Below are 13,775 nucleotides of genomic sequence, written 5' to 3'. Positions count from 1 at the left end.
TCACTTAGACGGCTGCGCCGCCGAAGATGTCGATGGGATCGCTGCCCTCGCGGAGAGTAACGTAGGCGCGCTTGGTGTCCTTGCGCTTACCGAAACCAGTGCGGGAACGCTTGCGCTTGCCCTCACGGTTCACGGTGTTCACCGAAGCGACGTCGACGCCGAAAATCTCTTCCACGGCAATCTTGATCTGGGTCTTGTTAGCAGACTTCGCTACAAAAAACGTGTAGGTGTTCTGCTCCATCAGCGCGTAGGTCTTCTCAGAGAGGACCGGCGCGATGATGATGTCGCGGGAATTCACGATCTTAGCCATTTACTTCTCCTCCTCCGCAGCTTCAGCCTTGCCACGGTTGATGAAGGTGTGCAGCGCCTCAACCGAGAACACAACGTCATCGGCGTTCAGCACGTCGTAGGTGTTCAGCTGCGCCGGCTCAAGAATGGTGACGCCCGGCAGGTTCCTTGCGGACAGACGGGAGTTAACATCCTCACGGCCGATCACGAGCAGCACCGACTTACGGTCAGTCAGACGCTCAATGAACGCACGAGCAGACTTGGTCGAAGGCTTCTGGCCCGGAACAAGCTCCTCAATGAGGTGGATGCGCTCGTTGCGAACACGATCAGTGAGTGCACCAGCAAGTGCAGCCTTGATCATCTTCTTTGGGGTGCGCTGCGCGTAAGAACGCGGCTGCGGACCGTGGACAATGCCACCGCCGGTGAAGTGTGGCGCGCGGATCGAGCCCTGACGAGCGCGACCGGTGCCCTTCTGGCGGAATGGCTTCTTACCACCACCGCGGACCATGCCGCGGGTCTTGGTGGCGTGAGTGCCCTGACGAGCGGCTGCCAGCTGAGCTGTCACAACCTGGTGCATCAGGGGAATGGAAGCTTCACGGTTAAAAAGTTCTGCCGGAAGCTCAACGGAACCGTTGGTCTTTCCGTCTGCGGTGTGGACGTTCAACGTCAGGTTCGTCATGCGTGAGCACCGCCCTTCACTGCGGTCTTGACGGTAACAACAGAACCCTTCGCACCAGGGATAGCACCCTTGATGAGGAGGAGGTTGTTGTCGCCGTCGATGCGTTGAATCTTCAGGTTCTGGGTAGTAACGCGGTTACCGCCCATACGGCCAGCCATGCGCTTGCCCTTGAACACGCGACCCGGCGTAGACGCGCCACCAATGCCACCAACGCGACGGTGAGCAGCCTGGTTACCGTGTGCTGCACCCTGGCCCGCGAAGCCGTGACGCTTCATTGCGCCAGCGAAGCCGTGGCCCTTGGTGGTGCCAGCAACGTCGACGAAGACGTCGCCGTCAAACAGATTGACGGTGATCTCTTGGCCGAGTTCGTACGCAGAGGTGTCATCCATGCGGATTTCAGCTACGTAGCGACGTGGGGTGACGCCAGCCTTCTTGAAGTGGCCAGCCTCTGGCTTGTTCGTCTTACGGGGATCGATGTCGCCGTAAGCAATCTGGATGGCGGAGTAGCCATCAGTCTCTGGTGTACGGATCTGGGTGACCACGCACGGCCCAGCCTCAACGACGGTAACCGGGATAACACGGTTCTCGTCGTCGAAGATCTGGGTCATGCCGAGCTTGGTGCCCAGAATGCCCTTGATCTGGTTATCAGACATGTATTAGTTCTCCACTACTTACAGGTTGTCGGATCTCTAGTGATTACTGGATGTTCACGTCAACGCTTGCAGGAAGGTCGATACGCATGAGCGCGTCAACCGTCTTCGGCGTCGGATCGAGAATGTCGATGAGACGCTTGTGCGTGCGCATCTCAAAGTGCTCGCGAGAGTCCTTGTACTTGTGGGGAGAACGAATAACGGCGTACACGTTCTTCTCTGTGGGCAACGGCACCGGTCCAACGACGCGGGCACCCGTGCGGGTGACCGTCTCAACGATCTTCTTCGCAGATGCGTCGATCGCTTCGTGGTCGTAGGCCTTCAGCCTGATGCGGATCTTCTGTCCCGCCACGCTTACCTCTTCCTCGCATCCCCACATTCTGAACGAAGCGGTGGGGTTGTAGCTTCTAGTTTCTCTATAACGTTGTCCGGGCTGGGCCCATGGCTCAACGCCAGTGTCGTTTTCATTGACTGTTTGACACTTCCGGAAGGTGAGTAACGCGACAATAAACTGCGCGCTTACTTCAGTGCTTCCGCCTCGGTGCACACGTGCATCGGGGTGTCAGACTCGGAAGGGTGCGTGACCCTTGCGTACTGCCGCTGTTTATTTGCCATGTCCCTTCTCCGGTTTCTCACCTAGTTAACCTAGATAAAAACCTTCTTTGGAAGGTGTCATGTTTACCCCACCATCACAACCTTGCGGCCATCATGTCGAGGCAACCCGAGTATTAAAACACGTTCTTGCAAGAAGTGCAACCCCTTCTCCGAACATTTCAGTTTGGTTGCAGAGTGATATCCATTCGGAAATTTTTGCATCGATTCAGGCAAGCTAGCTGGTTGCTGTGTACCCTGGGTGTTTACACGGGCGTCTGTCCGTCGTACTTTTCTTTACCCAATATATAGACGAAGGGATTTTCCATGGCCGACCACAATGCAACCGAGAACACTCCTGCCACCACCGAGGCAAAGGAGACAGAGCAGGTTCGCACCCGCAACTCCAACCTTGAGACTGAGCACGGCACCACGATGATCGACGACAACGTCGTCGGCAAGATCGCCGGCATCGCCGCCCGCGAAGTTTCCGGAGTTTACAACCTGGGCGGTGGCGCTGCACGCATGTGGGGTGCTGTTCGCGAGTCGCTGACCTCCTCCACCAATGTTCAGCAGGGCGTCGATGTCGTTGTCGAGGACGGCCACGCTTCCGTCGCTGTTGCAATTATTGCGGAGTACGGCGTCGCCATCCACGAGCTCGCAAACGCCATCCGCGAGAACATCACTGTTGCTGTGACCCGCATGACCGGCCTTATCGTTGACCGCGTCGACGTCACTGTTCACGACGTCCACCTGCCGGAGCAGGACAACGAGGAGTCCAACGAGGCCGCCTACAACGCTAACCAGGCGCTGGCTCAGTAGTTATGGCGTACACCTCCGTTAGCCGCGAGGTGGCCGAAGCCGCCCGGGACGCCATTTTGGCTGTCCCCGGCGTTGCGGGTATGCATGGCGGGTTCTTCGGTGAAGTTGCCCTCCTGCTACCCGGCGAGCGGATCGAAGGGCTCAAACCCGCGACGCGATCCTCAGACCCCAACCTCCGCGGCCTTGAAGTCAACTTTATTTACGACGTTTCGAGCGAACGGGACATTCACTCCGTCGCCGACGACGTACGCACCGCTACCCTGCGCGCCACCGATGTCGATTTCGTCGACGTTGTTGTCGCCGACGCCGAATAGGAACGCCCGTTAGGGCGTCCGCGTTGCGTACCCACAACTACAAGTAAGTGGTGAACAATGAATCTTTTATCTAACAAAGCGTTAACCGGTGTCATTATCGGCATTATCGTTGCTTTCTTCGTCACCTTTGGCGGCGGACTCGGGCTACTTTGGCTCGTTCTCTTCTCCGTCATTGGTGGTGTCGTCGGCGCCCAGCTTGATGGCAAGCTGGACCTCGCAGAAATCCTGAGCACCAGCTCGGGCAAGGGTCGTAGCTAATGGCGTCGAACCAATTCCATCTCAGTGAGCGCGTCATCGCGCAGATTGCTGAGGTGGCGGCTTCGTCAGTGCCCGGCACGATCGAAATGGACGCAAAGCTTGCAGGTTTGGCAGGCCGCAGCTTTCCCCAAATCGATGTCCGCCTGGACCGAGTTTCAGGCACCGCGGCCGTCGAAGCCGAGATCGCTACTACTTACCCTGCCCCCATTGCTGCCATCACGGACGCGGTGCGTTCAACGATCATCTCGCACATCCGGACCTTGACTGGGCTTGACGTCTCCAGCGTCAATATCGAGGTGGCAAACGTCACCGCGAACGCCGGTGAACCCGTCTCGTGGGACGACGTTGCAAACCACCAGTCGTTCATCATCCCGACTCCGCTGAAGGTCAAGCCTTTGGACGTGGAGTCCCCGACGACGAAGGAGCCGGAACCGTTGCACGATATCGTCGCTCGCTCGCTTGTCGACGACCTGACGGACACCCACGCTCCAGAGCCAGTCTCTGTGAAATCCATTGCCGCGCCGACTCCGTACCCCGTGCGTACCAAGGGCTTCGAAGCACAGCCCACGCGGGTTTTCCGTCCACAAACGCCGGAGCCTGCCCGGCTGCTTGGCGTGCAAACACACCAACAGCGCGTATATAGCCCGAGCGTTCCGCAACCTGCGCCGCTCAAGCCCATTCGCGTGAAGCGCACAGCGGCACCGACGACAGTATCGGCACCGCAACCTCAGCCGCTTCGTGAAATTACGATCAAACCGGCGGTGAAGTACTATGACCGAACCTAATACACCCGTCGCCCCAGTAGGCCCGCACCCGGCTGCCGCACCGAAAGCTAGCCCAGTTGCACGCTGGATCACCGTGCTCGCCGGCCTGGCGTTCCTCGGGGGCGCCGTTGTTACCGGGCACGACGCTTGGGTGCGACTCCAGGAAACTAGCAACCAACCGGAGTGGCTCCCCGAGCTCTACGACCAGTTGACGTTGAATCTCATTGACATCACGTGGGTGGGCGTCGCAGTTGGCATCATTGTGATGCTCGTAGGGCTCGCGCTTGTGGTTGCATCGCTCAAACCTCGCCAGAAGACGCACCTTCGCGTGCAGTCCCCAGTTTCGATCTGGACACGACCAGTGGACATCGCACGGAAGTCAACATTCCTTGCAACATCCCAGTTCGGAGCTAATCATGCACGCACCAAGGCTGACCGGAAGAAGGTCACACTCACAATGCAGACCGACACGCAACGCCCCGAGGTAGAGCAGCAAGCGCACGAAACTCTCGTTGGTGAGTTCCAGCGTCTGGAGCAGGTACCCGCCATCACCATCAAGACCGAAGCGCCAGCACCAGTTGCTGAACAGGAGGCGAAGTAAATGACCAAGACACTTGCGTTCTTTGACCGCATACTCGTCTTCATCCTCGGAGTTTTGTTGCTCTGCATCGGGTTCGTTCCACTCGCATACTTCTGGGACATCCCCTACGTCAGCCAATGGATCCAGCAAGTGGATCCAGTGGTGATCGGCAACCTGCCCTACCGTTCCTGGTACAACACCGCGTTGATCGTCGGTGCGGTTGTGCTGGTAATTATCGGGCTGTGGGCCATTATCGCAAATATTCGCAGCCGCGGGTTCTCCACCCGCGCCATCACCGCAGCCGACGCCGAGCATGGCACAACCGAAATCAACGTCAAACGCGTCGCCGAAGCCGCATGCCACCACTTGGCTATGGACCCCATCATCAACTCTGCCGACGCCAAAGTTGCGATGGTCGAGACCAGGCCGACCGTTGAATTCGTTGCGATTGCCAACCCAGCATTCTCGCTGGACGAAGTCGTTGACGTTCTCGAGCGCGCCGATCAGGACTTCCGAATGGCAAACCACACAATGAACGTGGATACCCTGTGGAAGCTGCACTTCGACCAGGTTAGCGCCTAAAAGGACTCACGCGAATGCTCCCCACCAACAGGTGGGGAGCTTTTCGTGTCCAGACGGTGCGGCTTAAGGGACATTTTGTGTGTATAAATCTATTCGGCTTCCCGGACTCCCGATATGGTTTTCAAAACAGTTCCATTCGCCAGTCTTGAGAATTGAACGCCGGATGACGTCTGACTTGTGGGATGTATCGAGTCTGCGGGTAGCGCAGCGAGATTGGTGGCTCTAGGGAACAAGAACCGGTCTCCCTACGCGTTGGGCGATCGCATACTGCCAGGGACACGAGCAAAGCCCTGGGCGCGCACGATACTGGCCAGGGCACGAACAGGACCGGGAAGCAAGGCGTTGGGGTATGCCATTAAGCGAGCTGCCATACAGCCTGCGGGGCGAGAGACGATCTTGCACACCGCGGTGCGCTGAATGGGCGACTGAAAGAATTCAATACTGGCAATGAACGTCAGTGGAACCCCGGTCTAGCCGTGAGAAAGGGGTGGGCTGGACGCGGCTAGTTACACACAAAATGTCCCTTAAGTCGGCGGTGCCCAATGCACTGAAGTAACAGCACGGTGACCAGTTGCAGGACATAGTGGTCCTAGAACCATTGCCTTCCCAACGCACTGTAGGCATGAAAAAGGTCACTCCCCGATGGGGAGTGACCTTTACGTCACGTTATCGGACTGAATTAGCCGAGGATCTTGGTGACGCGGCCAGCGCCGACGGTACGGGAGCCCTCGCGGATAGCGAAGCGCAGGCCCTCGTCCATAGCGACTGGGTGGATCAGCTCGACGGACATGTCGACGTTGTCGCCAGGCATGACCATCTCGGTGCCCTCAGGCAGGTGCACAACACCGGTAACGTCGGTGGTGCGGAAGTAGAACTGAGGACGGTAGTTGTCGAAGAATGGCGTGTGACGGCCACCCTCGTCCTTGGACAGGACGTAGACGGAGCCCTCGAACTTGGAGTGAGGGGTGTAAGCGCCCGGCTTGATGACAACCTGACCACGCTCAACGTCCTCACGCTTCAGGCCACGGAGCAGCAGAGCTGCGTTGTCGCCAGCCTCAGCGGTGTCGAGAAGCTTGTTGAACATCTCGATGGAGGTGACGGTGGTCTTCGTGGACTTCTCGCGGATACCGATGATCTCAACTTCGTCGTTGAGGTTCAGGACGCCACGCTCAACACGGCCGGTAACAACGGTACCGCGGCCGGAAATGGTGAAGATGTCCTCGATCGGCATCAGGAAGTCACGGTCGGTCTCGCGAACTGGGTCCGGAATGGAGTTGTCGCAAGCTTCCATGAGCTCAACGATGGAGTCAACCCACTTCTCCTCGCCCTCAAGAGCCTTCAGAGCGGAGATGTGAACGATTGGAGCCTCTTCGTCGTAATCCTGCTCTGCGAGAAGCTCACGAACTTCCATTTCGACGAGCTCGATGATTTCCTCATCGTCGACCATGTCGCACTTGTTCAGGGCAACGAGGATGTAAGGAACGCCAACCTGGCGAGCAAGCAGAACGTGCTCGCGGGTCTGAGGCATCGGGCCGTCGGTAGCAGCAACCACGAGGATTGCGCCGTCCATCTGAGCAGCACCGGTGATCATGTTCTTGATGTAGTCAGCGTGGCCTGGAGCATCCACGTGTGCGTAGTGACGCTTAGGAGTGTTGTACTCGACGTGGGAAATGTTAATGGTAATGCCGCGCTCGCGCTCTTCCGGCGCCTTGTCAATCGCGTCGTACGCGAAGGACTTGTTCTCCTCCGGGTACTTGTCAGCGAGCACCTTGGTGATAGCAGCCGTGGTGGTCGTCTTACCGTGGTCGACGTGACCAATGGTACCGATGTTGACGTGCGGCTTTGTACGTTCGAACTTTGCCTTTGCCACTGTATGTCCTCCTAGGACTTCATGGTGGCTACGACCTTCGCAGCCACGTGGTTTACATTTGCCTTTGCCTTCGAAAAGGCGTCGGCTCATTCACAATGTGCCAGTTACCTGATCCTAGAGATTCCCAGTCTGATTTTCAAACCGTCAGACCGAAAGTTCCGGGATCATTCGTCGCGAGTAACGGCCGACTCAAACCACCACTTCAATCTTGTGGCGATTCCAGCGCGACCGCTACTAGCGGCCATCCCCGCTTCCTTCTACCGGTCACGCTCACTGGCACGTGAGCAGGCCGTCGAGAAGCAGGGAGCAGCGATTAGTTACCGTTGCGGGCGTCGATGATTTCCTGAGCGACGTTGGACGGAACTTCACCGTAGGAGTCAAACACCATGGTGTAGTTCGCGCGACCCTGCGTCTTGGAGCGCAGGTCACCAACGTAGCCGAACATCTGCGACAGCGGAACAACAGCCTTGACAACCTTGGCGCCAGAGCGGTCGTCCATCGAGTTGACCTGGCCACGACGGGAGTTCAGGTCACCGATGACGTCACCCATGTACTCCTCAGGCGTGACAACCTCAACAGCCATCAGCGGCTCGAGCAGCACTGGCTTCGCCTTAGCGACGGCCTCCTTGAGCACCTGCGAACCGGCCATCTTGAAGGCCATTTCGGAGGAGTCAACCTCGTGGTAAGCGCCGTCTTCGAGGGTTGCCTTGATGTTGACCAGCGGGTAGCCAGCGAGGTAGCCGTACTGCATCGCGTCCTGGATACCGGCATCCACGGAAGGGATGTACTCCTTCGGCACGCGACCACCGGTGACCTCGTTGACGAACAGGTAGGTTGCGCTCTCGCCCTCTTCCAGGGTCTCTGGATCCGGGTTGTAAGGCTCGATGGAAACGATAACCTTTGCGAACTGACCGGAACCACCAGTCTGCTTCTTGTGGGTGTAGTCCAGGGACTGCACCTTCTTGCGGATGGTCTCGCGGTACGCAACCTGTGGAGAACCAATGTTCGCCTCGACCTTGAACTCGCGCTTCATGCGGTCAACGAGGACGTCGAGGTGGAGCTCGCCCATGCCGCCGATAACGGTCTGGCCGGTCTCCTCATCCAGGTGAACGGTGAAGGTTGGGTCCTCTTCAGCAAGCTTCTGAATAGCGGTGCCCAGCTTCTCCTGGTCAGCCTTGGTCTTTGGCTCAATAGCAACCTGAATAACCGGATCCGGGAAGTCCATGGACTCGAGGATGATCGGGTGATCAGGGTTGCACAGGGTGTCACCAGTAGTGGTGTGCTTCAAGCCAATGAACGCGTAGATGTTGCCGGCGTCAGCGTGCTCAACCGGGTTCTCCTTGTTCGCGTGCATCTGGAAGAGCTTGCCCACGCGCTCACGCTGCTGCTTGGTGGAGTTCATCATGTTCTCGCCCGGGATAGCCTGGCCCGAGTACACGCGCACGTAAGTCAGCTTGCCGAAGAACGGGTGCACAGCAATCTTGAACGCCAGTGCAGAGAACGGCTCATCAACGGAAGGCTTACGCGTGAGGTCTTCCTCACCGTCGACGGAGGTGCCGTGAACCTCGCCGATATCCAGCGGAGAAGGCAGGTAATCGACGATGGCGTCCAGCACAGGCTCGACACCCTTGTTGCGGTACGCAGTACCACAGAACACTGGGTAAACTTCCGAATTAACGGTCAGCTTACGGATGCCAGCCTTGAGCTCCTCGATCGTGAGCTCTTCGCCGCCGAAGTACTTCTCCATGAGCTCTTCGTCGGACTCAGCAACGGTCTCGACGAGCTTCTCACGGTACTCCTCAGCCTTTTCCTTCAGATCGTCCGGGATCTCGGTGATCTGCGCAGGGGTGCCGGTCTCGACCTTGCCCGGCCACAGCATTGCCTTCATCTCGAGAAGGTCAACGACGCCGTCAAAGTCATCCTCAGCACCGATCGGAAGCTGCATTACCAACGGCTTCGCGCCGAGACGATCGACGATCGTGCCAACGGTGTAGTAGAAGTCAGCGCCCAGCTTGTCCATCTTGTTGACGAAGCAGATACGCGGAACGTCGTACTTTGCAGCCTGACGCCAGACCTGCTCGGACTGCGGCTCAACGCCTTCCTTGCCGTCGAACACAGCAACTGCGCCATCGAGCACGCGCAGGGAACGCTCAACCTCAACGGTGAAGTCCACGTGACCCGGCGTATCGATGATGTTGATCTGGTTGTTATTCCAGAAGCAGGTCACTGCTGCGGACGTAATGGTGATGCCGCGCTCTTTCTCCTGCTCCATCCAGTCGGTGGTTGCGCCACCGTCGTGGGTCTCGCCGACCTTGCGGTTAATACCGGTGTAGAACAGAATGCGCTCTGTCGTGGTGGTCTTACCAGCATCGATGTGCGCCATGATGCCGATGTTGCGGACCTTGTGCAGATCCTTAAGCACTTCTTGTGCCACGTTATTTACCCCAACTTAAAAGTCGTCGACGTGCTGCACACGTCTTGGCGAATATTTACCTAGTTCATTGTGCCACTGTTTGCCCAAGATGGGCAGAGCCAGCCTGTAAGTCACTTCAAAACAAAAACCCGGACGCCGCACGTGCACCCACATTGGTGGGTAACCACGTATGCAATTGTGCACACGTTGTCCGTGTCAGCATGGTCCGGGCGTTTTGTCTCATATATGACCTACCGGCGACTACCAGCGGTAGTGAGCAAACGCGCGGTTTGCCTCGGCCATCTTGTGGACGTCCTCGCGACGCTTCACGGATGCACCCAAGCCGTTGGATGCGTCCAGGATCTCGTTAGCGAGACGCTCGATCATCGAGTTCTCACGTCGCTGGCGCGTGAAGGTGACCATCCAGCGCAGAGCCAGAGTGGTTGCACGAACTGGCTTCACCTCGACTGGAACCTGGTAGGTAGCGCCACCGACACGACGGGAGCGAACCTCAAGGTCAGGACGGATGTTGCCGAGTGCCTTTTCCAAGGTGCCAACCGGATCGGTGCCGGTCTTTTCACGGCAGATCTCGAGTGCACCGTAGACGATGCGCTCAGCGGTGGACTTCTTGCCGTCGAGAAGCACCTTGTTGACCAGCTGGGTCACGAGTTCAGAGTTGTATACCGGGTCCTTAACGATGGGACGCTTCGGAGCTTGCTGCTTACGCATTTCTGATTACTGTCCCTTCTTTGCGCCGTAGCGGGAACGAGCCTGCTTACGATCCTTGACACCCTGGGTATCCAAGGAACCACGAATAATCTTGTAGCGAACACCCGGGAGGTCCTTCACACGACCACCACGGACAAGCACCATGGAGTGCTCCTGGAGGTTGTGGCCCTCACCTGGGATGTATGCGGAGACCTCAATACCGGAGGTCAGACGAACACGAGCAACTTTACGAAGCGCCGAGTTCGGCTTCTTCGGCGTGGTGGTGTACACGCGGGTGCACACGCCACGACGCTGCGGGGAACCCTTCAGCGCTGCAGTTGCTACCTTGCCACGCTTGTCGTGGCGGCCCTTGCGGACCAGCTGCTGGATAGTTGGCATAGATTTTCCTTCTAATTTTTACGCTGAGGCGGACAATCGCCTGAACATGCAAAAATGAGGGCTCTTTCCCGGGGCCCTGCCGCACGTCCAGAACGCTCCGCCACGTTTATGCGAAAACGATCAGACACTTCACCTTGAGGTGGTGAACCGTCCGACAGAGTATCACGAGCTACCCCACCTTCGCAAAATCGAAACTTCCTCCACAGTAGATGCCCCCGTTCGAGGGTGTACTGAGGGTTTATAGAGGCGCTACTACACCTACACCTATCGCCCGACGTCCACCAAGGGTGCACATCTCCACAGCTACCACATGTTGTACCTCAGTGATTCTTTGTGTCCATATCTACTAAATACGACCAATGGAATTACAGCTACGTTAGTTACGAACCGAGAGAAAGGAAGCAGCATGGCCGCCAACAACGTCGACCCCCAAGCCACCATCAACGAATACCTCCACCGCGCTGACTGGCGCATCAACGCAAACGCCAACCAGGACTACTCGCTCGGCGGAATGATTCTCAACTCCGCCGGCAAAATCACCGCCAACTACTGGCTGGACGAAGTGTTTTCCAACGTCGCCGGCAATGCCCACCGCAACGGCGACCTCCACATCCACGATCTCGACATGCTCTCCGGGTACTGCGCAGGGTGGTCATTGAGGCAGCTCCTTGAAGAAGGGTTCGGAGGGGTACCTGGCACGATATCTTCTCTGCCACCAAAACATTTCTCCTCCGCGTGCGGACAAGTAGTGAACTTCCTCGGCACACTGCAGAACGAATGGGCTGGCGCGCAGGCGTTCTCCAGCTTCGATACCTACATGGCACCATTCGTACGGCTGGACTCGCTCACCTACGAGGACGTCTTGCAACACATGCAGGAGTTCGTCTTCAACCTCAACGTTCCCTCGCGTTGGGGGACGCAGACTCCGTTCACAAACCTTACATTTGACTGGACGTGCCCTCAGGACCTCGCTGAGCAGACTCCGTTCATCGGTGGAGACCCTGTCGACTTCACTTACGGCGAGCTCCAAGAAGAGATGGACATGATCAACCGCGCGTTCATTGAGGTTATGTCCCAAGGCGACGCCGACGGCCGACCATTTACCTTCCCCATCCCGACGTACAACATCACCAAGGACTTCGACTGGGGCTCGCCAAACGCGAAAGCCGTGTTCGACATGACTGGCAAGTACGGCCTCCCCTACTTCCAAAATTTCCTCAACTCGGATTTGGACCCAGGCATGATCCGCTCGATGTGCTGCCGCCTCCAACTCGACCTGCGTGAGCTACTCAAGCGCGGAAACGGCCTGTTCGGTTCCGCGGAGCTCACTGGCTCCATTGGCGTAGTCACCCTGAACTGCGCACGCCTCGGGTACCTCTTCCCCAACAATGAGGCTGCACTACTGCGCAGGGTTGACGAGTTGATCGAGGTGGCTGTCGATACGCTGGAGCGGCGTCGCGCGTTTGTGCAAGATTGCTTCGATAAGGGGCTATACCCGTACACGAAACGGTGGTTACCGGGGTTTGACAACCACTTCACCACCATCGGGGTCAATGGCTGCAACGAAATGGTACGCAACTTCACGCACGACGCCTACGACATCACCGACCCCCAAGGCCATGCACTTGTGGCGCGCCTGCTCGACCACATCAATGCCCGCATCACGGAAGCTCAGGAACGTACAGGGCACCTCTACAACCTAGAAGCGTCCCCCGCGGAAGGCGCAACGTACCGCTTCGCACGCGAGGACCGTGCCCGCTATCCCGGCATCATCCAGGCAGGTACCGAGGAGCAGCCGTACTACACCAACTCCTCCCAGCTGCCTGTTGCGCACACTCCAGATCCGTTCGCGGCGCTCGCCGCCCAGGAGGACCTGCAAACGAAGTACACCGGCGGCACGGTGCTTCACCTGTACATGGGCGCAGCAATGTCCAGTGGCGAAGCAACCGCCAAGCTCGTACGACGCAGCCTAGAAACCTTCCGCCTGCCGTACATCACTATCACGCCGACGTTCTCCATCTGCGCAAACCACGGCTACATCTCCGGCGAGCACCCCGAATGCCCGCACTGCGGAAGCGCCACCGAAATGTGGACGCGCGTAATGGGCTACTTCCGGCCCGTGCAAAGCTTCAACACTGGGAAGAAGGGTGAGTTCGCTGAGCGTCACTACTTCGCAGAAGCCTTCGCCTAACCTGCCGGTGGCGGGGATCATTCCGTTCTCCGCCACCGACTGGCCCGGCCGTCTCACGGTCACGGCATTCACACAAGGCTGCCCACTGCGCTGCAGCTACTGCCACAACCCTAGCTTGCAGGAATTTACTCCTGCTCCCCACGATTTCTCGGAAGTGCTCGACTTACTGCGGGCTCGACACGGACTTATTGACGCCCTCGTCATTTCCGGCGGCGAACCACTCGCATGCGCAGGTCTCGGCGAAGCGATTGCCGCGGCTCATGAGATCGGGTTTCCCGTCGGGCTACACACGAGTGGCTATGTCCCCGCGAGGCTGGGTTCCATTCTCGCTGACTCGACTACCCGCCCCGACTGGATCGGGTTCGACGTCAAGGCGCTTCCCGCGCACTTACCCTCGGTCGCTGGTGTCACCAGCGTGGTGGCCGCACGGATGTGGGAAAGCCTCGACATCGTGTGCGCCGCGGCCCGCGAACATGGCATGGAACTGCAGCTGCGTACTACGTTGTGGCCGGGGTCCGTCATCGAGCAAAACATCGACCAGCTGCAGGACGCCGCCGCACAGCGGGGCCACGCGCTGGTATTGCAGTGGGCTCGCGGAGTTGACGCCCACGGCGTGTACAGCGACTAAGGCAAAGCGCCCCGCCTCCCTGGGTTCAGGGGGCGGGG

General features: G+C 58.2%; 16 protein-coding genes. 8 read left to right on the top strand and 8 right to left on the bottom strand.

Features of this window, described 5'->3' with window-relative positions; genetic code table 11:
- Positions 1-4: 4 nt before the first annotated feature.
- The 4 genes from rplW to rpsJ are packed head-to-tail and all read right to left on the bottom strand — an operon-like array spanning position 5 to position 1,969.
- The gene (gene rplW / locus BQ4436_RS05410) at positions 5-310 is read right to left on the bottom strand and encodes a 50S ribosomal protein L23 (RefSeq protein WP_070363104.1); all 306 of its coding nucleotides are present in this window, start codon (positions 308-310) and stop codon (positions 5-7) included.
- Entirely contained in the window at positions 311-967 is a 657-nt protein-coding gene (gene rplD / locus BQ4436_RS05405; protein ID WP_070975793.1) for a 50S ribosomal protein L4, read from the bottom strand.
- Positions 964-1,620 carry a 50S ribosomal protein L3 gene (gene rplC, locus BQ4436_RS05400; RefSeq protein ID WP_070363106.1) on the bottom strand — a complete coding sequence of 219 codons (657 nt, stop codon included), beginning with the start codon at positions 1,618-1,620 and terminating at the stop codon, positions 964-966. The genes rplD and rplC overlap by 4 nt, the downstream gene beginning before the upstream one ends.
- Positions 1,621-1,663: 43 nt before the next feature.
- Positions 1,664-1,969 carry a 30S ribosomal protein S10 gene (rpsJ, locus tag BQ4436_RS05395; RefSeq protein ID WP_003848085.1) on the bottom strand — a complete coding sequence of 102 codons (306 nt, stop codon included), beginning with the start codon at positions 1,967-1,969 and terminating at the stop codon, positions 1,664-1,666.
- Positions 1,970-2,535: 566 nt separating this feature from the next.
- Here rpsJ and BQ4436_RS05390 point away from each other — a divergent pair.
- Genes BQ4436_RS05390 through BQ4436_RS05365 form a run of 6 tightly spaced genes read left to right on the top strand, consistent with a single transcriptional unit; the run spans position 2,536 to position 5,528 of the window.
- A complete protein-coding gene (locus BQ4436_RS05390) occupies positions 2,536-3,030 on the top strand; it encodes an Asp23/Gls24 family envelope stress response protein (RefSeq protein ID WP_070363107.1) in 495 nt (164 codons plus the stop codon).
- Between the two features lie 2 nt (positions 3,031-3,032).
- A complete protein-coding gene (locus tag BQ4436_RS05385) occupies positions 3,033-3,344 on the top strand; it encodes a hypothetical protein (RefSeq protein WP_070363108.1) in 312 nt (103 codons plus the stop codon).
- Between the two features lie 57 nt (positions 3,345-3,401).
- On the top strand, positions 3,402-3,602 hold the full coding sequence (locus tag BQ4436_RS05380) for a hypothetical protein (RefSeq protein ID WP_070363109.1): 201 nt from the start codon (positions 3,402-3,404) through the stop codon (positions 3,600-3,602).
- Positions 3,602-4,387, top strand: coding sequence for an Asp23/Gls24 family envelope stress response protein (locus tag BQ4436_RS05375; protein WP_070975791.1), 786 nt, complete (start codon positions 3,602-3,604; stop codon positions 4,385-4,387). Before BQ4436_RS05380 ends, BQ4436_RS05375 begins: the two co-directional genes overlap by 1 nt.
- Positions 4,374-4,967 (top strand): hypothetical protein, encoded by a 594-nt coding sequence (locus BQ4436_RS05370; protein WP_070975789.1) that lies wholly within the window; start codon positions 4,374-4,376, stop codon positions 4,965-4,967. Before BQ4436_RS05375 ends, BQ4436_RS05370 begins: the two co-directional genes overlap by 14 nt.
- On the top strand, positions 4,968-5,528 hold the full coding sequence (locus tag BQ4436_RS05365; protein WP_070363112.1) for an Asp23/Gls24 family envelope stress response protein: 561 nt from the start codon (positions 4,968-4,970) through the stop codon (positions 5,526-5,528).
- 679 nt (positions 5,529-6,207) lie between these two features.
- On the opposite strand, the gene tuf is transcribed toward BQ4436_RS05365, so the two are convergent.
- The 4 genes from tuf to rpsL form a co-directional block, all read right to left on the bottom strand.
- Positions 6,208-7,398 carry an elongation factor Tu gene (gene tuf / locus BQ4436_RS05360; protein WP_070363113.1) on the bottom strand — a complete coding sequence of 397 codons (1,191 nt, stop codon included), beginning with the start codon at positions 7,396-7,398 and terminating at the stop codon, positions 6,208-6,210.
- 313 nt (positions 7,399-7,711) lie between these two features.
- On the bottom strand, positions 7,712-9,832 hold the full coding sequence (gene fusA / locus BQ4436_RS05355; RefSeq protein ID WP_070363114.1) for an elongation factor G: 2,121 nt from the start codon (positions 9,830-9,832) through the stop codon (positions 7,712-7,714).
- Between the two features lie 240 nt (positions 9,833-10,072).
- Entirely contained in the window at positions 10,073-10,540 is a 468-nt protein-coding gene (rpsG, locus tag BQ4436_RS05350) for a 30S ribosomal protein S7 (protein ID WP_070363115.1), read from the bottom strand.
- Positions 10,541-10,546: 6 nt separating this feature from the next.
- On the bottom strand, positions 10,547-10,918 hold the full coding sequence (gene rpsL, locus BQ4436_RS05345) for a 30S ribosomal protein S12 (RefSeq protein ID WP_070363116.1): 372 nt from the start codon (positions 10,916-10,918) through the stop codon (positions 10,547-10,549).
- Positions 10,919-11,324: 406 nt separating this feature from the next.
- On the opposite strand from rpsL, the gene BQ4436_RS05340 reads away from it, so the two are divergent.
- The gene (locus BQ4436_RS05340) at positions 11,325-13,109 is read left to right on the top strand and encodes a ribonucleoside triphosphate reductase (protein WP_070975788.1); all 1,785 of its coding nucleotides are present in this window, start codon (positions 11,325-11,327) and stop codon (positions 13,107-13,109) included.
- Positions 13,075-13,737: an anaerobic ribonucleoside-triphosphate reductase activating protein gene (locus BQ4436_RS05335; RefSeq protein ID WP_083290831.1), complete on the top strand. Its 663-nt coding sequence runs from the start codon at positions 13,075-13,077 to the stop codon at positions 13,735-13,737. The genes BQ4436_RS05340 and BQ4436_RS05335 overlap by 35 nt, the downstream gene beginning before the upstream one ends.
- The last annotated feature ends 38 nt before the right edge of the window (positions 13,738-13,775 follow it).

It is taken from the genome of Corynebacterium sp. MC3 (assembly GCF_900099485.1).
GTDB classification, from domain to species: Bacteria; Actinomycetota; Actinomycetes; order Mycobacteriales; family Mycobacteriaceae; genus Corynebacterium; species Corynebacterium pseudogenitalium.
Note: the sequence above shows the minus strand (reverse complement) of the source record. Positions and strands in the feature narration are given on the sequence as shown.

Coding starts and splice junctions, on each gene's coding strand:
- BQ4436_RS05390 (WP_070363107.1), top strand. CDS start 2,536: ATGGCCGACCACAATGCAACCGAGAACACTCCTGCCACCACCGAGGCA.
- BQ4436_RS05365 (WP_070363112.1), top strand. CDS start 4,968: ATGACCAAGACACTTGCGTTCTTTGACCGCATACTCGTCTTCATCCTC.
- rpsL (WP_070363116.1), bottom strand. CDS start 10,918: ATGCCAACTATCCAGCAGCTGGTCCGCAAGGGCCGCCACGACAAGCGT.
- BQ4436_RS05370 (WP_070975789.1), top strand. CDS start 4,374: ATGACCGAACCTAATACACCCGTCGCCCCAGTAGGCCCGCACCCGGCT.
- BQ4436_RS05385 (WP_070363108.1), top strand. CDS start 3,033: ATGGCGTACACCTCCGTTAGCCGCGAGGTGGCCGAAGCCGCCCGGGAC.
- rplW (WP_070363104.1), bottom strand. CDS start 310: ATGGCTAAGATCGTGAATTCCCGCGACATCATCATCGCGCCGGTCCTC.
- rplD (WP_070975793.1), bottom strand. CDS start 967: ATGACGAACCTGACGTTGAACGTCCACACCGCAGACGGAAAGACCAAC.
- BQ4436_RS05375 (WP_070975791.1), top strand. CDS start 3,602: ATGGCGTCGAACCAATTCCATCTCAGTGAGCGCGTCATCGCGCAGATT.
- rplC (WP_070363106.1), bottom strand. CDS start 1,620: ATGTCTGATAACCAGATCAAGGGCATTCTGGGCACCAAGCTCGGCATG.
- BQ4436_RS05380 (WP_070363109.1), top strand. CDS start 3,402: ATGAATCTTTTATCTAACAAAGCGTTAACCGGTGTCATTATCGGCATT.
- BQ4436_RS05340 (WP_070975788.1), top strand. CDS start 11,325: ATGGCCGCCAACAACGTCGACCCCCAAGCCACCATCAACGAATACCTC.
- rpsG (WP_070363115.1), bottom strand. CDS start 10,540: ATGCGTAAGCAGCAAGCTCCGAAGCGTCCCATCGTTAAGGACCCGGTA.